Below are 23,225 nucleotides of genomic sequence, written 5' to 3' on the forward strand. Positions count from 1 at the left end.
AGAAAGAAGCACTACCCCGTTCGCCCCTATCATCCGTATGAGCAGGTTTGTACGAACCGTTTCTCTCGTAACAAGCATATCGCTGTAATTCGTAGCCTAATGCCGGAACAAAGCAGGCTTATCCAAACGTAGTAGAGGGCGGGGGCGGGTACACTTTCTTCGCAGCGGGAGCGATTTGCCCGAACGCAGTGAGGGATGGCCCGCAGTACGTACTTCCTAGAATGATTCGATGTATTGGCGTGCCGCCGGCCTGCCCGGCACATGTATCTGGATACGTACTAAAGCAACCGCGCGGGTCATTTAGCGGGAGCGGAGAAAAAGTGCACCCGCCCTCACCCAAGCTGAGCTGTAACGAGTTTATTTTAACCACGCACGGACAGTCAAACTGCAATTTGGGCCGGAGTTTTTGTGAGCGGAATATACAGTAAAAAACGCTGGGAAATGACGTGCATTTCCCAGCGTTTTTCAGTGCTGATAAATCCGATAGCTATCGCGGCAGCTTTCTTTGACGTCGTAGAGTGCGCGGTCGGCGCGACGGAATATGCTGTCGAGATTATGGCGGTCATTGCCACTGCCTGCGGGGCTGATGGCGACGCCGATGCTGGCGGTTACATTGCCTGGCGTACCGGAGACGATTAAACCACGAGTCTGTTCAAGGATGAGTTCGGCAAGCATGCTGGCATAAGCCTCGCAGTCACCCTTGTCCTCCTGCACGATGAGCAGGGTGAATTCGTCGCCGCCGAAGCGGCCGATATGCGTGCGGGGCGGCAGGATGTCGTAAAGCATGCTGGAGAATTCGACGAGGATATCGTCGCCGCGCTGATGGCCGTAGGTATCATTGGCTTCTTTGAAGTGGTCGAGGTCGATGATGAAGAAGGCGGCTGACCAGTTATCCGGGATCTTTTCCAAAATCTGCTGGCACTGGGCAGTCATGGCGGCCTTGTTGAGGCAGCCGGTCAGATGGTCGGTCTCCGCGTTATGCTTGTAGTTATCGCGGTCTTCCTGCAGAATCTCCACCGCGTCAAGGGCCTGCTGGAGCTCGAGTTCACGCGCGCGGAGGACGCGGTTCTTTTCCTGCTCCAGGCGGTTGCGGTACATCAGGAAGATGGCCGTGGCCAAGATGGTGAAGACAATCAGCAGGCCGATGGTCAACGACAGCGGGTGCTGGCTCAGCAGATAGCCAAAGGAGACGTCCGGCTCACTGTTGCGTTGTATGATTTGTGCCAGCTGGTTCTGCGGCAGGCCCAAGAGTGCTGTATTGACTGTGCGGCAGAGCGTTTCGGGCGCGTCCGCGCGGAACATCAGGCAAAGGGGGACGGAAACCGTGGTGCTTTCGAGCACTTTGAGCTGGAAGTGCAGCAGCACGTTCTTGTTTTTGGACAGGTATGGCTGCGGCAGATAGGTGCAGTCATATTGTCCCTGTTCGACGGCGTAGAGGCATTCCTCGGGGTCAGCCAGCTCGGTCACTTTTGCCTGCGGATTGAGGCGCTGGAAGAAATCCCGCAGGCCAGTAAAGCAGGTTGGCAGGACGATGTGTTCTGGGCGGGCGGAGTCGCTGCGGGTCCGGGCAATGATCGGTGTGAACGGCAGCCAGAGAATATTATTGGAAAATTGCATGAATTGCAGCTTGGGATCGTTGACATAGACGGCAAACATTGCTTCAGCATCATGCGTGTGCAACATGCGTATCGCATCATCGTATGAGTCAGCAATGCTGGGCTGGAAAACGATTCCTGTGGCATTCATCAGCAGCGTCAGGATGTCTGGTGCAATGCCGTAGATATTGCCGAAGTCATTGTTCTTCTGGACAAGCGGGGCAAAGGCGCCCGGGAAGATCACGCGTACGGTCGGCGCCGTGCGGATATAGGCCTGCTGCTGCTCGGAGTAGCGGGCCATCTTGTAGATGCTTGGATCGAGGTATTCCCGTTCCAGACGTGTCTCGAACGAAGGATTCGTCATCTCGATATTCAGGATGGCCTGATTCAGCTCGCTCATCAGTGTGGTATGGGCCGGAGTGGTCAGGTATTGCTGGGGGATGGTGGTCACGAAGGAAACCCAGCGTTCGGTGCCCGTCAGGTTGAATACGGTGCTGGCCATGAGCTGGATCTCCCCCTTCTGGAGGGCGGCATTGAGCGCATCGCCTGATGGGTAGGTGCGCAGGGTTACGGACCAGCCGTTGGCGTTGATGTAGAATTGCAGACGGCTCTTGATGTCGTCGCTGGCGAGCAAGCCGATGGTGGAGCCGTTGATGGTAGCGGCATAGTCGGCATCGATGGACGTATTATCGCCGCGGGCATAAAGGCCGAGCACAGCATAGCAGGAGTAGCCATCGGAGAAAAGAAAGTTTTCGTCCGCGAAAGCGGCGCTGCATACCGGTGCGACGAGATCGAGACGGCCGTCGCGCAGCCGCTGCAGGCAGTCCGCAGCCGATCCGTGGTAGATCTCGTATTGCCAATGCGTGATTTTGGCGATTTCTGCTAGATAGGCGGTGTTATAGCTGGCCAGCAGCCGGATGGCATCGTTGGCCGGGCCGGGGCGCCGGTCGTTGGCAATGCCGACACGGATGATCTGGTAGGCAGGCGGCTCCGCCAAACCTTTCGCGGGCAGCAGGGCCAGCAGTATCAGGCTCAGCAGCAGGCAGCTTAGCTTCTGTACAAAATACATGGTAAAACCCCTTTTAGGACTCAGTGGAATGTTCTTCAAGAAATGCTGCGAAATTTGCTAAAGGCATGGGGCGGGCAAATAGGAAGCCTTGCCCGAACCGGCAGCCAATGGCCAGCAGTAGTTTTTCCTGCTGGCGGGTTTCGATGCCCTCGGTCAATACTTTCATATTGAGGCTCTTGCCTAGTTCGACGATGTGACGCAGGATGGTCAATGACCGTGGCGATTTTTCCGCGGCCAGCAGCATAGTGCGGTCGATTTTCATGACATCCATGGGGAGGTTCTGCAGCATAGCAATCGAAGAATAGCCGGTGCAGAAGTCATCCATCGAGAGGCAGAAGCCCATATGACGAAGCTGGGCGACAATAGTGGCCGCATCGTAGCGGGCATCGTTGGCGTTGTAGTCGATAAAAGCGGTTTCGGTGAGTTCAAGCTCAATACTGCCGTTTGGCAGCTGATATTTATCGGCGATGTCCTGCATATGCGCCAGGTAGTTTTCCTCGGTGATATGCAGGCCGGATTGATTGACGGCAATCGGCACAATGGCTTCGCCACGAGCCAGTCGTTTCTGCTGGTACTGGCAGACCGTTTCGAGCATATAGTAGTCGAGCTGGACGGCAAACCCATTGTGTTCAAATAGGTGCATGAATTTTGCTGGCATAAGGAAACCAAGCTCAGGACTTTGCCAGCGTACAAGAGCTTCAGCGGCTACAATTGTCTGGGTCTCGATGTCGTATTTCGGCTGCAGGTAGACCTGGAATTCGCCATTCTTGAGCGCCTTGCCCATAAGGTCCTCCATCTGCTTGCGATAGAGCAGGCGCTCGCGCAGCGAGGTGTTGTAGGTGCTGATCTCCTTGTCGTGGGATACGCTTTCGGCGTAGGCCAGCATGGCGTTGTCCAGAAGCGCCGCAGCGTTGATTGGCCCGGTCGTGGGGATGGCGCAGAGCCCGATATGGTAGCGGATGATCATCGGGGTGCCATTGACGCTGCAGGTGCTGGCATCCTGGGCCAGCTTGGCTGCGGACTGCTCCATGGTAAAGCCTGCGGGCAGGCGGCAGAGCACAGCCAGAGAAACCGTGTCCAAAGACATGGCATGTGTGAGCAGCCAGTCGTTTTGGGCGCGTGCCTGCTGGATAAGACCAAGCAAGGCTTGATTGAAGGTCTTACGTGTGTAGAGCTCGCGCAGGAAAGCGATATGCTGGGCGGAGAGTACGAGCAGGAACAGCTTGCCGTGCTCGCGTTCTTCGCGGTAGCGGTCGATATTGGCTGGCAGGTTGTTGACGAACCAGCGCAGATTATACATGTTTACTTCCTTGATGTAGTGTGCTTCGCGATAAAGTGCTTCATTATGCCGTTTGTTAAGCTGCATGATGAGCAGCAGGACGATAATGATGGCAAGCAGCAAGGTTGAGCAACAGACGAGCGTGCCAATCGGGTTGCGGTAGATTAGTGCGGGCAGAGTATCCCGCCCCTGGATAGTATAGACCTGCCGGTTGATGATGCTCGAAGTCTGGTGCGGATCAATATGCGTGATTTCTTTGTTGAGGATACGGATAAGGATAGGATCAGCTTTTTGGCTTACGGCGATAGAGACATCGTGGGAAAAGACGACATTGCTGTTCGTATACAGATTGTAGTAGTTGCCCAGATGGATGTCAGCTTGTACTGTGATGGATTTTGCAAAAGTGATATCGGCCTGGCCGCTGTTGACGGCAAACATGCACTCCTGTACGGTGTCATAATAGCGCAGCTGCTCAGGCGGATACATGGATTCGATGTATTTATGGGCGTAGAAATGGCCGCGCGGACAAGCGACAATCGGTGTAGACGGCAATTCTTGATCCTTGCGCAGGACGGCGACATAGTTGATGGTCAGATAGGGGAGCGTAATATCGGCGTTATGCTGATGGGCCCAGTTGTAGTCAGAGTAGAAGTCGGCCACCATAGTGATATCACCATCGGTTAATTGCTGCATCATGCGAGCATGGTCGCTATTGGGCAGGACTTCAATGCGGATACCGAGGTCTGAGGCGATGAGTGCCATGATATCTGAGATGACGCCTGCATGGGTGCCATCGCCGAGAAAATATGTATACGGTGGCTGGCCCGGGGAAGCCATCGCGTAGATGACTGGATGTTCGGCCAGATATCGTTTTTCTGCCGGAGTCAGGCTGAGCGCACCCTGTTCGCCAGCATCCCGGTATTTTTCGAGCAAGCGGAGCGTGTAGAGTGGTGCGATGCTGCGGAGCTGGTCCAGGCTGTCATCGACGGCCTGAGCGAGGGCTTGATTCCGCGTGCTGATTTCAAGCCAGCCAATGCCGCGGGCCAGCGGTATTGTGCGGATTCCGGCTGGTGGCGAGATGATATCATCGGGCATAGCGTAGTTTCGCAGATTGTCGCTTTGGGCGATGATATCGATGGCGCCGCTTTGCAGGCGCGTCCGGTTTTCACTGGCTGTTCCCGGTATGTAGATGACGTTTGCGCCAATATGGGTAGCAAGCGTTTCGATGGATTCGTAGAGCATGCCGTGATAATGATTATGGGCATCCCGTGTCAGATGACTGGCCGATTCGGTATAGCCGACGCGCAGCGTCTGGCGCTCATAGGCAGAAGCAGCAGGCAGCAGCGTCAATAGCAGGCCAAAGGTAAAAAGTGCGGCCAAAAGCCGGCGGCATCTGGTGGCAAATGATCGTGATGATTGCATAGGAACATCCCTTCTTCCCGTGTCGATCAAAAATCTATCCGTAGGCCAATGGTTGTTCGCTTATAGGCGGATAGTCCTAGCGTTTTCTATCTATAATCCTATCATAATATCGCAGTTCAAGCGAGCAAATCTTTTCCTATAATGAAGAAAACTGACGAAGAAATAGGCTGCGAACGAGATAGTTTTTATCGATGATATATATTCTCAATTATGTGTGAAATTTATTGTTCGTGAGCCTTTCTATTGACTTTTTGCATGAAAGCACATACAATGAAAACATCAATCCCGAGTAAAATACTAAGGATTAAACAACGAACCGTTTTTTCATAGAAGGAGAGTTTATATAATGGCAGAGAAGCTTTTGGAAATCAAGAATCTCCATGCGGGCGTGGAAGATAAAGAAATCCTCAAAGGATTGAATCTTTCCGTCAACAAGGGAGAGGTTCATGTCATCCTCGGCCCGAATGGCTCGGGCAAATCGACACTTATGAATGTCATCATGGGGCACCCGAAGTATCAGGTTACGGAGGGTACGATGACGTTCGAAGGTGAGGATATGACGGAACTAAAAACTTTCGAACGTGCGCGCAAGGGCCTCTTCCTGTCGTTTCAGACGCCGGAGGAGATTCCGGGGATTACGGTCGAGAACATGATCCGTACGTCCAAGCAGACCATCACGGGGAATAAGGTCAAGATTTTGCCATTCCGTAAGGAAATGAAGGCGCAGATGCAGGAGCTCAAGATGAAGCCGGAGTATGCGCAGCGCTACATGAACGTCGGTTTCTCAGGCGGTGAGAAGAAGCGCAACGAAATCCTGCAGCTCCTGATGCTGCAGCCGAAGCTCGCACTGCTCGATGAGACGGATTCGGGCCTTGATGTTGACGCCGTCCAGATTGTCTCTGAGGGCGTAGCCAAGTTCCATACCGAAGAGAATAGCTGCCTGATCATCACGCATAACACGCGCATCCTCGAGAAACTCAAGGTCGACAAGGTACATGTACTGATGAACGGCCAGATTGTCGAAGAGGGTGGCGCTGAGCTCATCGAGGACATCAACAGCCGTGGTTTCACGCATATCCTTGAAGCGCAGCCGGAAGCAAAGTGAGGCGTTCCTGATGGCAGAGAAGAAAAAAACATATATCGAAGATATCGAGCGCACGCTTTATGATATCAAGGATGTCGATCATTCGGTCTATAAGGCCCATAGCGGACTTACGGAGGATGTAGTCCGCGATATATCCACGCGCAAGAAAGAGCCGCAGTGGATGCTGGATTTCCGCTTGAAATCCCTGGAGGTCTACAATTCCCTGGAGCTGCCCACCTGGGGGCCGAGCCTTGAGGAGCTCCACATGGACGATATCGTCACTTACGTCCAGCCAGATGCTAAGATGACGGGCAGCTGGGAAGAGGTGCCGGAGGATATCAAGGATACCTTTGACCGCCTGGGCATCCCGGAAGCCGAAAAGACGTCGCTGGGCGGTGTCGGTGCGCAGTACGATTCGGAGGTCGTTTATCATTCCATTCAGGAAGACATGGTCAAGCAGGGCGTCATCTACACCGATATGGAAACGGCTGTCCGCGAACATGAAGAAATCGTCAAGGAATACTTCATGACGCTGGTTCCGCCTAAGGATCATAAATTTGCGGCCCTGCATGGTGCGGTCTGGTCGGGAGGATCCTTCGTCTATGTACCGGCTGGCGTCCATGTGGAGATGCCGCTGCAGAGCTATTTCCGTCTCAATGCAGCTGGTGCCGGCCAGTTCGAGCATACCTTGATTATCGTGGAACCGGGCGCAAGCCTGCACTTTATCGAAGGCTGCTCGGCACCGAAACACAATGTCACGAATCTGCATGCCGGCTGCGTGGAGCTTTTCGTCAAGGATGGGGCGCGCTTGCGCTACTCTACCATCGAGAACTGGTCGCGCAACATGATGAACCTCAATACGAAGCGTGCTTTGGTGGAAAAAGACGGCATCATCGAATGGGTATCTGGTTCCTTTGGTTCCCATATTTCGTGTCTCTATCCATGCAGTGTCCTGCACGGGGAAAATGCCCGCTGTGAATTCACGGGCGTTACTTTTGCTTCGAAGGGGCAGAACCTCGATACAGGCGCCAGCGTCATCCACGCCGCACCCCATACGTCAGCGAACATCAACACGCGCACGATCTCGAAGGCAGGCGGCATGGCAACCTACCGCAGTGCCGTCAAGGTCACGAAGAATGCTCCCTATGCAAAATGTTCGGTCAACTGCGAGTCGCTGATGCTGGACAATCTTTCCCGCAGCGATACACTGCCGGTCATGGACATCGAGGGTGATGAGGCCGACATCGGGCATGAGGCCAAGATAGGCCGCATCAGTGATGAGGCGATCTTCTATCTCACCTGCCGCGGCATTGATGAGGAAGAAGCCCGGGCAATGATCGTCCGCGGCTTTGTCGAGCCGATTGCCAAGGAGTTGCCGCTCGAGTATGCGCTCGAAATGAATAATCTGGTAAATATTGAGTTGGAAGGGACTATCGGCTAATGGATGATAAAATTTTTTCTGAGATTCCGATGCGCACCTGGCGCTGGCTGGGCGTCAATGAAGCCCGGGTTCCGGAAAACCTCAGTGATAACGTAAAGAAAAAACAGATTCTCGTGGAAGCCGGACAGAAGGATGAAGTTGTCCTGGTAAACCGCGAGGGTGGCCAGCTGGAAGTACAGGTACATATCGCCGACGGTGGTGAGCTGCATCTGGTGAATGCGCAGCTGGTGCCTGATGATACGGCAGCTACCAGCCGCGTGAAAGTTTACGTGGGCAAGGGGGCTAAATTCAGCTATACTACGGTGGAAGCTGGTGCACGTCATACGGCGGCCGAGCTTACGGTGGATATGGCTGGCGATGACAGCGTTAGTGATATTTGGGGGCTTTATTTCGGCGATGGCGAAAGCAAAATCGACCTCAACTACGTTATTCGCCAGAAGGGGCGCCGTACCGATGCCAACATGCAGGTTCGCGGTGCACTGTTAGGAACCAGCGATAAGATATTCCGCGGCACCTTGGACTTCCTCGAAGGTTCCAAGGGATCTGTGGGCCGCGAGAATGAGGAAGTGGTCCTGCTTTCGCCAACAGTTCGCAACCGCAGCGTTCCGGTCATGCTCTCCCATGAGGATGACGTGGATGGCCACCATGCCGTAAGCGTTGGCAAGATTGACGAAGGCAAACTGTTCTATCTCATGAGCCGTGGCCTCGATATGGCCGATGCCCAGCGCTTGATTGTGGAGGCATCCTTCAATCCGGTCTTGGACCGCATTGAAGACGAGGAGCTCAAAGCGGAGATTGACAAGGTATTGATGGGGAGGCTCGCAAATGGCTGATGCACAGGAATTCCTAAAGGATTTCCCCTTGCTTCATGGGGAAATCGATGGCAGGCATATCGCTTATCTCGATAATGGTGCGACGACGCAGAAGCCGCAGCAGGTGATCCAGTCGATCTGCGGCTACTATGGCGGCTGCAATGCCAACCCGCATCGCGGGGCTTATGCGCTTTCGGTCAAGGCGACAGATATCTACGAATCGGCGCGCAAGCGCACGGCACAATTCATCAAGGCGGACCGTTCCGAGGAAATCGTCTTCACGAAGAATGCCACAGAGGCGCTGAACCTGGTGGCATACAGCTATGGTCTTGCGAATGTCGGGGCTGGCGACGAAATCGTCATCAGCGTTTCGGAGCATCACAGCAACCTGGTGCCTTGGCAGTTCGTTGCCAAGACCAAGGGGGCGACGCTAAAATACATCTACCTTGAGGAAGATGGCAACCTCTCGCAGGAGGATATCGAGACGAAGATCACGGAGCGCACGAAAATCGTAGCGGTCACGCAGGTATCGAATGTCCTCGGCCTCAAGAATGATGTCAAGAGCATCGTCAAGAAAGCCCATAGTGTCGGAGCTGTCTGCATTATCGACGGCTCACAGAGCGTGGCGCATATGGCCGTCGATGTACAGGAGCTGGATTGCGACTTTTTCGCCTTCTCGGGCCATAAGATGCTCTCGCCGATGGGCATTGGCGTGCTCTATGGCAAGTACGAGATCCTTGACAAGATGGAGCCCTTCCTGCGCGGTGGCGATATGATCGAATACGTGCAGGAACAGGAATCGACTTGGGCGGAGCTGCCGGCGAAATTCGAGGCAGGTACGCAGAACGTCGGTGGGGCGGCAGGTCTTACGGCGGCTATCGACTATCTCGAAGCAATCACCTTCGACCGCATCGAAGCCATCGAAAAAGACCTGGTGGACTATGCTCTGCCGCAGCTCAGAGAGCTCCCCTATATCGAGCTCTACGGCTGTGACAGCACGCGGGATAACAAGACGGGCATCATCGCGTTCAACATCAAGGATGTCCATCCCCATGATGTGGCGACAATCCTCGATAACGATGGTGTCGCTGTACGTGCGGGCCATCACTGCGCCCAGCCGCTGCATCGTTATCTCGGCCAGAATGCCAGCTGCCGTGCGAGCTTCTATCTCTACAACACGCGCGAGGATATCGACCGCTGGATAGCGGCGCTGAAAAAGGTACGGGGGGTATTAGGTTATGGCGCTTGATGACGTATATACGGAGGTACTCGGGGAGCACAGCCGCAATCCCGACCACAAACATCACCTGAGCTGCGCGACCTGCTCGGTGAAGGGCCGCAATCCGAGCTGCGGCGATGAGATCACGCTGGAACTGCAGGTGGAGGACGGCATGGTCAAGGATGCGGCCTTCACGGGCATTGGCTGTGCGATCTCCCAGGCCAGCACGGACATCATGGCGGAGCTGATCCGCGGCAGATCCGTCGAGGAAGCCCGCGGGCTGGCGCAGAAGTTCATCAGCATGATCAAGGGTGAGATCACGGATGAAGAAGAGCTGGAGGAGCTGGATGAAGCCCTGGCGCTCAAGAATGTCTCGCATATGCCGGCTCGTGTCAAATGTGCGGTTTTGGCTTGGCATACGCTGGATGATGCCTTGAAATCCGGAAATAATAACAAACAGTAATACTTATCCACAAAATGTTGGGGATATCCACGGCATAACTGTGGATAAAGGCGACGTTTTGTGGATTTTTCCTGTGGATATGTGTAAATAAATGTGGATAAAGGAAGGAATAAGCACAATGGCAATGAAAGAAGTCAAACCAGAAGCATTCAACGAAAGCGTGTTCCAGGTAATCGGCAAGGACTGGTTGCTCGTCACTGGCGAAGCTGAGGGCAAGGCAAATGCAATGACGGCCTCATGGGGTGGCATGGGCATCATGTGGGGCAAGCCCGTGGCATATATCTTCATCCGTCCGAGCCGCTACACCAAGGAGTTCATCGATAAGGCCGAGGGGCTGACGCTGTCAGTATTTGCGGAGGACCGCCGCAAGATGATGAGCTACTTCGGTACTGTTTCGGGCCGCGATGAGGACAAGATTGCCAAGGCTGGACTTACCGTACGCCATGACAATGGCCGCACGTACTTTGATGAAGCGCGCGTGACGATGCTCTGCCGCAAGCTCTATGCGCAGGAGCTCAAGCAGGAGTGCTTCATCGACAAGGCTTGTGATGAGAAATGGTACAACGATGATTATCATACGATGTATATCGTCGAGATCGACAAGATCCTCGTGCAGGAGTAAGTGATGGCAGCGATGGCGGAAGTGAAGGAACAGCTTATCCCTGTGCTGCAGAAATGCTCGCTGACAGATGGGATGAGCGAGGCGGAGATCCGCGAGCTGCTGAGCCTGGCGCAGGTGCGCATCAGGGATTATGCCAAGGGAGATATCGTTTTCCATGAGGGTGAAGTGCCGCACTGCATCTATATCCTGCTGGCTGGTGAGGTACATATCCTCAAGGACACGTTCTCGGGACGGCAGATCTTCCTTTCGGAAATCGCCGAGGCTGGGGATATGTTTGGCGAGGTCTACGAGGTACTGGAACAGCCTTATGACATGTATGTTGAGGCGGTGAAGCCGACCCGTGTGCTCGAGATTGCGAGCCGGCTGCTGTCGTTTGATGCAGGCGGCGAGCTCACGCAGAGTGCGCTTTTGGTGCAACGCAATCTCATGCGCATCTTCGCGCGCAAGGCGTACTTCATGGCTGGCAAGCTCAAGGTGCTCGCCAGTGGCAGCCTGCGTGAGAAGATCGTGCGCTTCCTGTTCCAGCACCTTGGCGGCGATGGCTGCATAGAGCTGGCAGTCAGCCGCGAATTCCTGGCGGCGTATCTGGCGGTCACGCGGCCGTCTCTTTCCCGCGAACTTTCGGCTATGCAGCGCGAAGGGATACTGGCTGTTGATGGCAAGACCATCAAAGTCGTGGATATGGAGCGCTTTGAGGCATATCTCTGAGAGGTGTGCGGGAAAAATCTGCATAGAAAAACGGGACATGCTGTGGGGGCATGTCCCGTTTTTCGAGAGAATTAGAGATTTAGGAATCGAATGTATGTAAATTCTTCTGGGGAAGAAGAATTACCAATAGGGAAGTTCACAAAGATGTGTGTATTCGCTTTCCTGCTCACAAACTAAAGTATAGACCTGCTTTTTTAAAAAATCATATGCTAAACATTAGATTGTGATTATATTCGCAGAGGAAAGGCCATATCAGGTATTCTTGGCGATGACGGCACCGACTACTGCACCGATGATGGCGGCAGTATTGCGCTCACCCTCGGAATATTTCTTCGGATGGGAGCGGTGCGAGAGTTCCTGAACCTCATAGCGGGGGCCGAACTCCTGATGATGGCGCGGACTGGCCTCGGAGACCGTGGCACTGAAGATGCCAAGGCTTACGAAACTGGCCAGAACGGCAGCCGTAGTGACTTTCAAGCATTTCTTGTTGAACATGGTATGTTCATCTCCTTTTCGTAGAATAGTCTTTGAACATCTCAGTCCCTGAGAACGGTGTATGTGTCGTTCCTGACTACAGTTAACAGTATAGAGCTGCTGGCTTAGAAAACAAGGTGGAGGCTGTTAAAAGTTGATTAAGGAAACTATTATTTTCTACTGAGAAGATGAAAACGAACGATAAATACCTGCAAATGTAACCGAGAGATGTTATAATTAATAGATATGTATAGAGACGGCTTTCCTATATTATAGATTTTGGAGGGAATGGATTGTTAGCAGCGGAAACCTATCGGGATATCGAGGCAAAGATCATGGGCGGGGAGCGGCTCAGCCGTGAGGACGGCATCCGCCTGTTCCACTGTCCGGACATTGCCTGGCTCGGCGCTATGGCCGACCATGTCCGCAAGGAAAAATGCGGTGATATCGTTTATTACAATGTGAATTGTCATGTGAATCTTACGAATATCTGCACGTCACACTGTAAGTTCTGTGCGTTCGGCCGCGACGAGGATGACAAGGGTGCCTATGCGATGAGCAAAGAGCAGGCCATCGCCGTGGTGCGGGATGCGATGCAGGATCCGGATCTGGCGGGGCTCCACGTTGTCAGCGGTCTGCATCCGACCTGGACGTTCGAGCACTATCTCGGCATCGTCAAGGCACTGCATGAGACATTCCCGCAGCTCTACATCAAGGGCTTCACGGGAGTGGAAATCACGCATTTCAGCGAGATCTCGGGGCTGTCCATCGAGGAGGTACTCGTGCGCCTGCGTGATGAAGGCGGCCTGCAGGCCATCGCGGGCGGCGGTGCTGAAATCCTCTCGGACCGTGTGCGCGGGGAGCTTTGCCCAGGCAAGGCGTCGGCCGACCAGTGGCTCGAGGTCGCGCGTACGGCGCACAAGCTCGGCATCAAGTCGAACGCGAGCATGCTCTACGGCCACATCGAGACCATCGAAGAGCGCGTCGACCATCTGCTGCGGCTGCGGGAGCTGCAGGATGAGACGGGGGGCTTCCAGACCTTTATCTGCTTCCCGTTCCTGCCGAAGAATACGGAGCTGGGGCAGTCGGTCAAGCAGACGAGCATGTGGGACGATTTGCGCACCATGGCGATCTCGCGCCTGATGCTCGACAACTTCACGAATATCAAGGCGTACTGGGTCATGCTGACCGTGCCGGTCGCACAGGTTGCCCTGGGATTTGGCGCCAACGATATCGACGGGACGGTACACAAGGAGACAATTCTGCACGATGCTGGCGCGACGAGCCCGACAGCGCTATCGGAGAACCAGATCATCCGCATTGTCAAGGAAGCTGGGCGTATTCCTGCTTCCTGTGACTGCAATTTCAACATCATCCGCAAGTTTGAGTGAGCCGGAAGGCAGGAGGAAGCTCCATGGAGATAAAGGAGAATATCGCCGCGGCCCGTGCCAAGGCCGAGCGCGGTGAGCGCCTTAGCCTTGGGGACGCGCTGGCACTCTACGAGGACAATGATATCTTGTTCCTCGCAGCCTGCGCGCGCAAGGCTAAGGAGAAGAAGAGCGGCCGGAAGGTGTTTTACACCGTCAACCGCCATATCAATCTGACGAATGTCTGCAGCGCGAACTGCCCGCTCTGTGCGTTCCAGGTCGAGGACGGCGACAAGCGCGGTTTTACGCTGGAGTCCGAGGACATCGCGCGTATCGTTGCCGAGGCGCAGCAGGTCAGGAATCTATCGGAAATCCATATCGTCTCGGCGCTGCATCCCGACAAGCCGTTTGCTTATTATGTTGATGTCGTGCGGCAGGTCAAGGCAGCGCTGCCACAGGCCGATGTCAAGGCGTTCACGCCGGTCGAAATCGTGAATTTCGCGAAGCTGACGGGGAAATCCATCCGTGAGGTGCTTGAGATCCTGCAGGCAGCGGGGCTTGACAGCCTGCCGGGCGGTGGCGCTGAGATCCTTGCTGACCGCGTGCGGCAGATCATCTGCCCGAAGAAGGCGACGACTGCTGAGTGGATCGAGACGATGAAGACGGCGCACAGCCTGGGCATCCGCACGAATGCATCGATCATGTACGGCCATGTAGAGACCATCGAGGAACGGCTGCAGCATCTCATCACCATCCGCGATATCCAGGATGAGACGGGCGGGTTCCAGGCCTTCATGCTGTTCCCGTTCCATCCGGGCAATACGAAGCTCGGCGAGGAATACGGCCTGCGGCGCGTGGGCTCGTGGGAAGACTTGAAGATGATGGCGCTATCAAGGCTGATGCTTGACAACATCGACCATATCAAGGCCTTCTGGATCATGCTGACGATGCCGATTGCCCAGCTGGCGCTGGGCTTTGGTGCTGACGATCTCGACGGCACGATCGGCGAGGAGAAAATCATCCATGCCGCAGGGGCGAAGACGAATACTGGTATTACGCGGGAGATGCTCGAGAAGATGATACGGGAGACCGGCTATGAGCCTGTCGAGCGCGATACGTTCTATCATGAGGTGAAAGCATGACGAGACTGACACCAGCGCAGGGCGAGGCGCTGCTGCTGCACGGCGATCCGATCGAGCTCGGGCAGCAGGCAGATGCGGCGCGCCGCAAGCTGTTTGACAATACGGTTACATTCATCGTTGACCGCAATATAAACTATACGAATGTATGCAAGAACGAATGCAAATTCTGTGCGTTCTTCCGCCGCAAAGAGCACAAGGATGCCTATCTGCTCTCCTATGAGGAAATCCTGGATAAAGTCCGCGAGACAGCGGAGGCCGGTGGTACGCAGGTCATGATTCAAGGCGGGTTGCATCCTGATCTTGGCATCGAGTACTATGAGAAGATGCTGCGGCTTATCAAGGAGAATTTTCCGCAAATCACGATTCATTCGTTCACGGCGACGGAAATCCAGTACTTTGCCCAGCAGGCAGGGCTGTCGATTCTCGATACACTCAAGCGCTTGCAGGCAGCGGGGCTTTCGAGCCTGCCGGGGGGCGGGGCGGAGATCCTCGTCGATGAGGTAAGACGGCGGGTCAGTCCGAAGAAAATCATGACCGACGACTGGCTGCATGTCATGGAATGCGCACATAGCATCGGCATGGAGAGCACGGCGACGATGGTCATCGGCTTTGGGGAGACGATGGCCCAGCGCATCGAGCATATGGAAAAGATTCGCCGGTTGCAGGACAAGACGGGCGGTTTCCGCGCATTCATCACCTGGACCTATCAGCCTGGCAATACCGAGCTTGGCGGAGAAAAAACGACGGGCTGGGACTACATGCGGACACTGGCGCTCACGCGTCTCTATATGGATAACGTCAAGCATATCCAAGGCTCGTGGGTCACGCAGGGCGAGCGCATTGGCCAGTTGACCCTGGGATTCGGCGCTGATGACCTGGGCAGTATCATGCTTGAGGAGAATGTCGTGCGTGCTGCGGGTACGCGCTATGAGATGAGCATCAATAAGATGGCGGAGCTGATTCGCGGCGCTGGCAGGATGCCCGCCCAGCGTGATACGGAGTACAGGGTAATCCGCCGGTTTTGAGGAGATAGAGTATGAGTGAAATCAAGATACCGAAAGCCGACTATGCCGTCGTGGGCGGATCGGGCACGCTTTCGAGCAACTTTCCGGCGAATTTGCCGGATGAGGACGTTGAAATCCTTGCTGATAACCTGCACTTTGAGACGCCCTATGGCATGAGCCCGGCCATCCGCTTGTTCCGGGTGGGGCAGAAGCGTGTATTGACCGTCAAGATGCATGGCTGGCGCTCGGGGGTCACGCGCGCTGATGCGAGCCGTCAGGTATTCTGGACCTTCCGCGAAGCAGGCGTCAAACGCATCATTTCCGAGGGCGGTGTTGGCACGGTCAACAAGCTCTTGGATTTGCGGGATTTCATCATCCCCGATGATTACCTTGACCTTTCGGTGCGCAAGGATGTCATGCTTGATGGCCGTTACCTGCTCATCATGCGTGATGCCCTGTGTCCTGAAATGCGGCAGGCATTGATTCAGGCGACGAAAAAACGCTTTACTGGCCGCGTATTCACGCGCGGTACTTATGCGGTAACGGATGGCCGGCACTTTGAAAGCCCGGCTGAGGTCGCGATGATGAACGGCCATGCCGATATCGTCGGCCAGAGCATCGCGCCGGAGGTCTACCTGGCCCGTGAAATTGGCGCCTGCTATGCGGGACTTTACTTTACGGTCAACTATGGCGAGGGCATTCGCGAGAAGTGGTCACATCAGGATATGGCGGATATCTTCTATGACGATGCGCCGATGATTGGCGAAATCATCCTTGAGACCATCCGGAACGTTGCGGCTGATGACCGGCATTGCGAGTGCTTGGATCTTCGCAAGGAAACCTTGCTCAAGGACGTCTATAACGAAGTATCGGCCAAGGGCTGACTGAATAATCGAATGTGGAAGGGCTGTGCAGGAATATGCACAGCCCTTCTTGAATAATGAGGTAGAATCAGACGGTTATGAAACAAAGGAGGCTGGGGAATGAAGAGGCATTTTCGATTGGGTTGTTTGGTGTTCCTGCTCTGCTGGCTGGTGCTGGCGTCGGCAGCGGCTGCTGCCGAGCGGGATTTTGTGGTACAGGGGGATATCGTCTATACCCCCGTCTGTGGAGAAGCGAAAATCCTGCCGCAGGGCTATCTGGTGGTAAAGGACGGCAAAGTACAGGGCACCTATGCAGCGCTGCCCGCAGCCTATGCGGATCTGGAAAAGCAGGATTGCCGCGGTCAGCTCATCATGCCGGGTTTCTGCGATTTGCATGTGCATGCGGCGCAATACCGGCAGATTGGGCTGGGGATGGATGAGTCTTTGCTGACGTGGCTGGAAAAGTATACGTTCCCCGAGGAGCAGAAGTTTTCCAATCCCGCCTATGCCGAACGCGTATATGAGGACTTTGCTGCCGAGCTGGCGAAGTGCGGGACGACGCGGGCCGCGGTTTATGGAACCATCCACCGCCAGAGCGCCGAGATACTGGCCCAGAAACTGGCCAAGCGCGGGCTGGGCGCCTATGTCGGCAAGGTCAATATGGACCGCAATGCCCCCGAGTATCTATGCGAAACAAGCGAGGCTTCTTTGGCGGAAACCGAGCAGTTTGTCCATGCACCAGTCTGGACGGATTTGGTGCGGCCCATCTTGACGCCGCGGTTTGCGCCATCGGTGACGCCAAAACTCTTGCAGGATCTCGGCGACCTAGCGCGGCGAGAGAATCTCCCGGTGCAGACGCACCTTTCTGAGAACAAGGGGGAAATCCAATGGGTCGCAGAGCTCTTTCCCGCCATCCGTGACTATCCGCAGGTTTATGCGCACTATGGTCTCTATGGAACGACGCCAACGTTGATGGCGCATTGCATCCATATGGATATGGAGCAAATCAAAGACCTGGTCCGTCATGGTGTATATCCTGTTTTCTGTCCCGAATCCAATCTGAACCTTACCAGCGGCATCATGCCTGTGCGCAGGTTCCTGATGGCGGGGGCGAAGGTGGCACTGGGCAGCGATGTCGGTGCCGGGCATGATCTGTTCATGCCCCATGTCATCGTGCGGGCGATACAGGTTTCCAAGGTGCGGGCGATGGAGCAGCCTGAGGAAAAGGCCTTGACACTGCCCGAGGTGTTCTATCTGGCCACGAAAGGCGGCGGTTCTTTCTTTGGAAAGGTCGGCAGCTTTGAGCCGGGGTATGATGCGGATCTCTTGATTGTACGGACGCCGGCGGCACTGGCGGATCGTTCCGTCATGGAGCGGTGGCAGTATTTCATCTATCATGGTACACCGGAAGATATCACGGCCCGGTATGTAGCTGGCCGCTATGTCCGCTAGTCCTCCGGAGCGCCAGAAAAAGCCTATCAAGCAGCGATGGCAGCTGCTTGATAGGCTTTTTTCAGTGCTGGATGACTTTGATGATAGCCGCGAGGACCAGCAGCATGACGAGTGCATAGATGATGCCGATGGCAATGGACCAGGCATGGCCTTTGCCGGTAAGCGTCTCACGATGGTGGAGATAGATCGGCGGGCAAAGGACGATGGCCAGATAGTACCAGGCAGACATGCGTAAGCCGACTTGCTTGAGGTAGCTCTTGTCTACGCAGTACATGATGAGGCTGGACAGTGCTGCGATGCGCTGCAGCAGGTGGTTCTCCTGCCCCGCGGCGAGGATGCCGAGGACGATGGGTAGGACGACGGCCAGACGGCAGAGGGTCCATCCCTTGTCCAACAGAGCTGTCTGCTCCGGCGTGAACGAGACCATCATGCCCGGCCATACGGCCATCCCACTGGCCTGCGGCGGATACGGTATGGTTCCGGCCGGCGGCTGCGGTGCAAACTGCGGTTGAGCCGGCTGCTCTTGCTGAGCGCAGGTTGCGCCGCAATTGGTGCAGAATTTTGCGTCAGCGGGTAATTGCTGCCCGCAATTCATACAGTACATAAAAATTCCTCATTTCTCAAAACGGACTACAAGCTAGACTTGTTCTTTATATAGAATACACATGGTTTGTTTGACGGCAATTAATCTTCAATTAGATAACCGTTAAATCGATTAAAATCGATTGCTATTCATTTTTTTTAATGATATGGTAGGGAGCAAGCAAATGATTTGATTTGAGAATCAGGGAGGGGTTCATGATGTTCTGCGCGAATTGCGGCTCGCATCTGGACGGGGATGAGAGATTCTGTGCTGCCTGTGGGCAGCCAGTGATGGCTCAGATGCCGCCGCAGCAAGCAACGCAGCCAATGACGTACCAGCAGCAGGTACAATACCAGCAGCTGCTGTATCAGCAGGGGATGATGCCGCAACCCTATCTGTGGCCACGGCCGCAGGAAAAGGGGACGCTGGCAACCTTCATCGACAATGTCAATCGTATGACCGGGGGAACGGAACACGTTGATCTCAAGATGAAGGACCTGGTGGAAAGCGTATTCCGCCAGCATACGAAGCAAGAGGCTGAGGAAATCTTCATTTATGGCACAGCTACGACGACACCGCCAGAACGGTATATATCGGCGGCTTGGCCGCATCCGTGGCTTTATTCACGCGTCTTTCTCGTGCTGGCCATCACGATGGCCTGCCTGTTGTTCATGACACAGGCCTTGGGCAACCAGCTGGCTGCGCCGGGGGTCATATTCATCGGGGCTTTGGCGGTGCCGTTTTCTGCCTTGATTTTCTTTTTCGAGGTCAATGCACCGCGGAATATCAGCATCTTTGAAACCACGCAGATATTCTTCATTGGTGGCGTCATATCGCTCATCATGACGATGCTGGTCTACGGCTTCATTGGCTTTGAGAAGCTGAACAATACGAGTACCTTTTTGGTCGGCTTTGCCGAAGAAGTCGGCAAGCTTATCGTCATCGCCTACTTTTTGCGCGGTGCCGAAAAGAAGTATATCCTGAACGGTCTGCTGATCGGTGCGGCAGTCGGTGCAGGCTTTGCCGTCTTTGAGACGGCGGGCTATATCGCCAAGACAAACAGTCTGGCCGTGCTTTACCTGCGCGCAGCCTTGGCGCTCGGTGGTCACGTGGCTTGGGGAAGCCTCACGGGCGCGGCCCTGGCAATGGTCAAGGGCAGCCAGCCCCTGCGCGCGGATCACTTTTTTGACTTCCGGTTTCTGAAGTTCCTGCTGGTCTGCATCGTCTTGCATGGTCTTTGGGATATGCCACTGCTCTCGCATATCCTGCCGCTCATCACGCAGGCCGGGCTCATGGTGCTGGTCTGGATCTTTGTATTGGTCATGCTGCATGCTGGCCTGCGGCAGATTTCTGCGCAGCAGGCGCAGGCACAACAAGCCGTGCCGCAGGAAACGCCAGGCGCCTGAGCAAACGGCATTCAGATTGTGGATTTAGGTTTTGATATTTTGGGGATTGTGGGACGACGATGAAAAGATTTGACGAATGATGGAGGAACAACTATGTTTTGCAAAAATTGTAACACCCCACTGCCAGATGATGCGAAATTCTGCAAGAACTGCGGCACGAAAGTGATGGCAGAGACGAAACCGCAGGCAGCGGCCAGTACAGAGGGTGCAGGTACGGCCAGCGGCACGGATGTGGTCCCTGAGGCGCAGATGTCGAAAGTCACACCGCCTCCCCAGCCACAGCCAGTCATGACGGCGCAACAGCCAAACGTGACGCCGCAGCCGAATGTGCCTCCGGTGCCGCCGCAGATGAATATGCCGGGCGGCTATTATCCGCAGCCACAGAACCGCGCCTCCACAGGCAAGATCGTAGCAATCACGCTGGCCGTTGTCGCTGTACTCGGTCTGGGCTTTATGGCCGTGAGCTCGTCGAGCGCCAATGACAAGCCCGAGGTGACACAGACTGATCCGGCAGAAAAGGGCGCTGACCAGCCGGGCACGGAGACGCAGCAGGCAGGGGTGCTGTCGCTCAAGCACAAAGACCGCAAGCTCATGAACAACGAGACGAACGAGCTGATCCTGATGCTGAAGGATGCTCGGATTTCCATGGATGCTGCGGGCCATCCGCAGCTGTGCCTGCTCTATACGAACAAGCTGGCAAAAGGCTTTTCCAGCCTGGAGCTTTCCGTGCGGGCACTCGATCAGGCCGGCGAGCCAATGAAGAGCCCTGTGACTGGACATTCCTTCCAGAGTGTCGAGGTGCGTCAGGTAGTAGCTCCAGGCGCGTCGACTTCGAAGGCGGATGTCATTCCGCTGGCGGAGCTGCCGCAGGCTGAAAAATATCAGATCACTTTCCGTTGCATCAATTTCCAGGACAACAGCTTCCTGATGTTCAAGGGCAGCAATAAACCGACGGTCCTCGTCGAGTAAGAGCATAGCAACAACAAAGGCCACGGCAGTTGCCGTGGCCTTTTCGATTGCGGGAAAGCAAGGGATACGCTAAGATATAAGAAATAGATGTAAATTTGAGGTGATTGCAATGGTAAAGCTGACAGGCTACTACCAGCTGCCGGGCGCACTGCCGCAGCCGGTAGATTTTGAGGATTTGTTCGACAAATCATTTATGCGCAAGTATACAAACTATCGTACTTTCGAGAAATTCCTGCAAGGCGGTAAGTTCTATATCGCATCCCAGCAGGACTTCGAGGAACTGCCCGAAGATCAGATGGATAGACACGTGGTGAAGGCTACACGGTTTGGCAGCTGGAAGGAAATGATTGATTTTGCGACGGATATCTATGCACGGAAACAGATGCTTTAGTCAATAACGCGCTAACAATAAAAGAGACGGTGAAAACACAGTCAAAATAAATGCGATCATAATACGTCCATATCTTTAGGGATATAATGGGAGAAATTAGAGGGAACAGAAATATTATTCCCTGTTCGTCATCTGTTGAACTGTCAATAAAGAGGAGCCTGACCGTTTATAACGTGGTCAGGCTCCTCGTATTATTTTCAGCAAGTCAGGCAGGATTATAGTCAAAAAAGAAGAATTATTTCAGCAGATAAGAATACGCAGAGAAACAGGTGACAGACAGGGAGGTGCAACATGGAAAAATCTTTTTCAATTCCGATTTCTCGCCGGGCCTTTATGAAGCTGGTGGGAATGGGAACTGTGGGGGTGCTCGCGGAAACCGCTATGCCGAGCGGCAAAGCTGCAGCAGCTTCGGCAGGAGTGCATGGCGAAGGCTTGCCTACTCTGCTGACCGCTGATGTCTGTGTAGTTGGCGGTGGTGCGGCAGGAACGGCTGCGGCTGTCAATGCTGCACGCAGGGGGGCAAAAGTGGTGCTGGTGGAGCGTGGCATTCTGCTGGGAGGCCTGCAGACTTTGGGTTGTGTCTATCCATGTATGCCAACCTTTGTGCATGGCAGCGATACGCCGTATATAAATGAGCTGAATAAACGCATGGAAAAGCAGGGCGCCTCTCCCCTGCTGGGGGTGGATGCCGGTGAATGGTTTTACGGCGATGGCAAGGGACTCTACGCTCCGGAAGTCCTTTCCCTGGTGTATGAAGAAATGTGCGGAGAAGCGGGTGTGGAGATTCTCTATGACGCTTCTCTGGTAGGTGCCGTCACAGAAAATGGCAGGATCAAAGAGTGCGTGGTGCATACTGTAGAAGGGTTGGGAAAGGTTCGGGCCAAAACCTTCATAGATGCCACGGGGGATGCTGCTTTGGCCCGCTATGCCGGGGTTCCTGTGGAGAAAGGCTCTGATGAGACAGGCAGGAATCAGCCCATGAGCCTGCGCTTTGAAATGACGGGGGTGGATGTGGAAAAAGTTTTCCATTTCTTTGATGGTGTCTTGCAGGATGAGCGCATGGCGGCGCCCCTGAAGGAGAGATTTCAGGAAGATGTAGCCCACGGATGTCCGCCCTATCTTGAATTTGCCAAAATCCCCAAGAATGAGCATTTCTTCAAGGAAGCTGTGGCAAATGGAGATCTGACTGAGGATGATATCTTGTATATCCAGGGCTTTTCTATTATCGGCAAGTCCCATACCATGTCTTTGAACTGCCCTGAGATGCCCCCCCTGGCCTACAGTTCTACAGATGCCGTTTCTCGCAGCAAGGCTGTCAGTTTTGGAAGGCTGATGATGCACAGGCTGGCTGGTTTCTTCATCAAGCGCATTCCCGGCTTTGAAAAAGCATATATCAGCAAGGAGGCCAGCATGCTGGGAGTGCGTGAGTCCTGGCGCATCCGTGGGAAATACCGTTTGGATGCGGAGGATTATTTCGAGGCACGCCACTTTTCCGATGCGATTTGCCGCACAGCCTATCCCATTGATATACACGATGTGAAGCTGAATGTCAGCAAGAAAATTGCAAGGGACGCGTACTATGAAATCCCCTATCGTGCGCTGGTGACCAATGAAATAGAAAATCTGATTGTGGCAGGGCGCTGCATCAGCGGCAGTTTCGCCGCCCAGGCTTCCTTCCGTATACAGCCCACCTGTATGAGTATGGGAGAGGCAGCCGGTATCGCGGCAGCTTGGGGACTATCGCGGAACATTCCCGTAAATGAAGTTAAATGGGAGGATATACCTGCTGAAAAACGCAGTTATGTAAGCCAATAACACGGCTAATCAAGATTTTTTGCTGTGTAAGGGGAAATATCTTGA

Annotated in this window: 20 protein-coding genes; 16 read left to right on the top strand and 4 right to left on the bottom strand. The window is 54.5% G+C overall.

The window, feature by feature from the left end:
* Nucleotides 1-465: 465 nt before the first annotated feature.
* Nucleotides 466-2,664, bottom strand: coding sequence for a transporter substrate-binding domain-containing diguanylate cyclase (locus tag BM181_RS11690; RefSeq protein WP_075445159.1), 2,199 nt, complete (start codon nt 2,662-2,664; stop codon nt 466-468).
* A 13-nt stretch (nt 2,665-2,677) separates the two neighbouring features.
* Nucleotides 2,678-5,365, bottom strand: coding sequence for an EAL domain-containing protein (locus tag BM181_RS11695; RefSeq protein ID WP_082336292.1), 2,688 nt, complete (start codon nt 5,363-5,365; stop codon nt 2,678-2,680).
* A gap of 346 nt (nt 5,366-5,711) precedes the next feature.
* Between BM181_RS11695 and sufC the strand changes: the two genes are divergently transcribed.
* The 7 genes from sufC (at nt 5,712) to BM181_RS11730 (ending at nt 11,714) form a co-directional block, all read left to right on the top strand.
* Nucleotides 5,712-6,470 (top strand): Fe-S cluster assembly ATPase SufC, encoded by a 759-nt coding sequence (sufC, locus tag BM181_RS11700; protein WP_075445162.1) that lies wholly within the window; start codon nt 5,712-5,714, stop codon nt 6,468-6,470.
* Between the two features lie 10 nt (nt 6,471-6,480).
* Complete coding sequence (sufB, locus tag BM181_RS11705) at nt 6,481-7,890, top strand: Fe-S cluster assembly protein SufB (RefSeq protein ID WP_075445163.1); 1,410 nt, start codon at nt 6,481-6,483, stop codon at nt 7,888-7,890.
* On the top strand, nt 7,890-8,723 hold the full coding sequence (locus BM181_RS11710) for a SufB/SufD family protein (RefSeq protein ID WP_075445164.1): 834 nt from the start codon (nt 7,890-7,892) through the stop codon (nt 8,721-8,723). Before sufB ends, BM181_RS11710 begins: the two co-directional genes overlap by 1 nt.
* Entirely contained in the window at nt 8,716-9,951 is a 1,236-nt protein-coding gene (locus BM181_RS11715; RefSeq protein ID WP_075445165.1) for a cysteine desulfurase, read from the top strand. Before BM181_RS11710 ends, BM181_RS11715 begins: the two co-directional genes overlap by 8 nt.
* The gene (gene sufU / locus BM181_RS11720) at nt 9,941-10,384 is read left to right on the top strand and encodes a Fe-S cluster assembly sulfur transfer protein SufU (RefSeq protein WP_075445166.1); all 444 of its coding nucleotides are present in this window, start codon (nt 9,941-9,943) and stop codon (nt 10,382-10,384) included. The genes BM181_RS11715 and sufU overlap by 11 nt, the downstream gene beginning before the upstream one ends.
* 118 nt (nt 10,385-10,502) lie before the next feature.
* On the top strand, nt 10,503-11,006 hold the full coding sequence (locus BM181_RS11725) for a flavin reductase family protein (protein WP_082336293.1): 504 nt from the start codon (nt 10,503-10,505) through the stop codon (nt 11,004-11,006).
* A gap of 3 nt (nt 11,007-11,009) precedes the next feature.
* Nucleotides 11,010-11,714 (top strand): Crp/Fnr family transcriptional regulator, encoded by a 705-nt coding sequence (locus BM181_RS11730; RefSeq protein WP_075445168.1) that lies wholly within the window; start codon nt 11,010-11,012, stop codon nt 11,712-11,714.
* 252 nt (nt 11,715-11,966) lie between these two features.
* Here BM181_RS11730 and BM181_RS11735 read toward each other — a convergent pair whose 3' ends face one another.
* Nucleotides 11,967-12,209 carry a hypothetical protein gene (locus BM181_RS11735; protein ID WP_075445170.1) on the bottom strand — a complete coding sequence of 81 codons (243 nt, stop codon included), beginning with the start codon at nt 12,207-12,209 and terminating at the stop codon, nt 11,967-11,969.
* Between the two features lie 272 nt (nt 12,210-12,481).
* On the opposite strand from BM181_RS11735, the gene mqnE (BM181_RS11740) reads away from it, so the two are divergent.
* The 5 genes from mqnE (BM181_RS11740) to BM181_RS11760 all read left to right on the top strand — a co-directional run bounded on the left by mqnE (BM181_RS11740) (nt 12,482) and on the right by BM181_RS11760 (nt 18,016).
* Complete coding sequence (gene mqnE / locus BM181_RS11740) at nt 12,482-13,579, top strand: aminofutalosine synthase MqnE (protein WP_256211373.1); 1,098 nt, start codon at nt 12,482-12,484, stop codon at nt 13,577-13,579.
* A 23-nt stretch (nt 13,580-13,602) separates the two neighbouring features.
* Nucleotides 13,603-14,697 (top strand): aminofutalosine synthase MqnE, encoded by a 1,095-nt coding sequence (gene mqnE / locus BM181_RS11745; RefSeq protein ID WP_075445172.1) that lies wholly within the window; start codon nt 13,603-13,605, stop codon nt 14,695-14,697.
* Nucleotides 14,694-15,722: a cyclic dehypoxanthinyl futalosine synthase gene (mqnC, locus tag BM181_RS11750; RefSeq protein ID WP_075445174.1), complete on the top strand. Its 1,029-nt coding sequence runs from the start codon at nt 14,694-14,696 to the stop codon at nt 15,720-15,722. Before mqnE (BM181_RS11745) ends, mqnC begins: the two co-directional genes overlap by 4 nt.
* Nucleotides 15,723-15,733: 11 nt before the next feature.
* Nucleotides 15,734-16,585: an MTAP family purine nucleoside phosphorylase gene (locus BM181_RS11755; protein ID WP_075445176.1), complete on the top strand. Its 852-nt coding sequence runs from the start codon at nt 15,734-15,736 to the stop codon at nt 16,583-16,585.
* Nucleotides 16,586-16,684: 99 nt separating this feature from the next.
* Nucleotides 16,685-18,016, top strand: a complete 1,332-nt coding sequence (locus BM181_RS11760; RefSeq protein ID WP_082336294.1) for an amidohydrolase family protein — start codon at nt 16,685-16,687, stop codon at nt 18,014-18,016.
* A gap of 61 nt (nt 18,017-18,077) precedes the next feature.
* Here the strand turns inward: BM181_RS11760 and BM181_RS11765 are convergent, their stop codons facing one another.
* Complete coding sequence (locus BM181_RS11765; RefSeq protein WP_075445178.1) at nt 18,078-18,620, bottom strand: zinc ribbon domain-containing protein; 543 nt, start codon at nt 18,618-18,620, stop codon at nt 18,078-18,080.
* Nucleotides 18,621-18,814: 194 nt separating this feature from the next.
* Between BM181_RS11765 and BM181_RS11770 the strand changes: the two genes are divergently transcribed.
* The 4 genes from BM181_RS11770 (at nt 18,815) to BM181_RS11785 (ending at nt 23,180) form a co-directional block, all read left to right on the top strand.
* Nucleotides 18,815-20,005, top strand: coding sequence for a PrsW family intramembrane metalloprotease (locus BM181_RS11770; RefSeq protein WP_256211374.1), 1,191 nt, complete (start codon nt 18,815-18,817; stop codon nt 20,003-20,005).
* Between the two features lie 93 nt (nt 20,006-20,098).
* Nucleotides 20,099-20,974, top strand: a complete 876-nt coding sequence (locus BM181_RS11775) for a zinc-ribbon domain-containing protein (protein ID WP_075445180.1) — start codon at nt 20,099-20,101, stop codon at nt 20,972-20,974.
* Between the two features lie 109 nt (nt 20,975-21,083).
* On the top strand, nt 21,084-21,365 hold the full coding sequence (locus tag BM181_RS11780) for a hypothetical protein (RefSeq protein WP_075445182.1): 282 nt from the start codon (nt 21,084-21,086) through the stop codon (nt 21,363-21,365).
* Nucleotides 21,366-21,656: 291 nt separating this feature from the next.
* Nucleotides 21,657-23,180 carry an FAD-dependent oxidoreductase gene (locus BM181_RS11785; RefSeq protein WP_256211375.1) on the top strand — a complete coding sequence of 508 codons (1,524 nt, stop codon included), beginning with the start codon at nt 21,657-21,659 and terminating at the stop codon, nt 23,178-23,180.
* The last annotated feature ends 45 nt before the right edge of the window (nt 23,181-23,225 follow it).

The organism is Pseudoselenomonas ruminantium (assembly GCF_900113715.1).
In the GTDB taxonomy this organism is placed as follows: domain Bacteria; phylum Bacillota; class Negativicutes; order Selenomonadales; family Selenomonadaceae; genus Selenomonas_A; species Selenomonas_A caprae.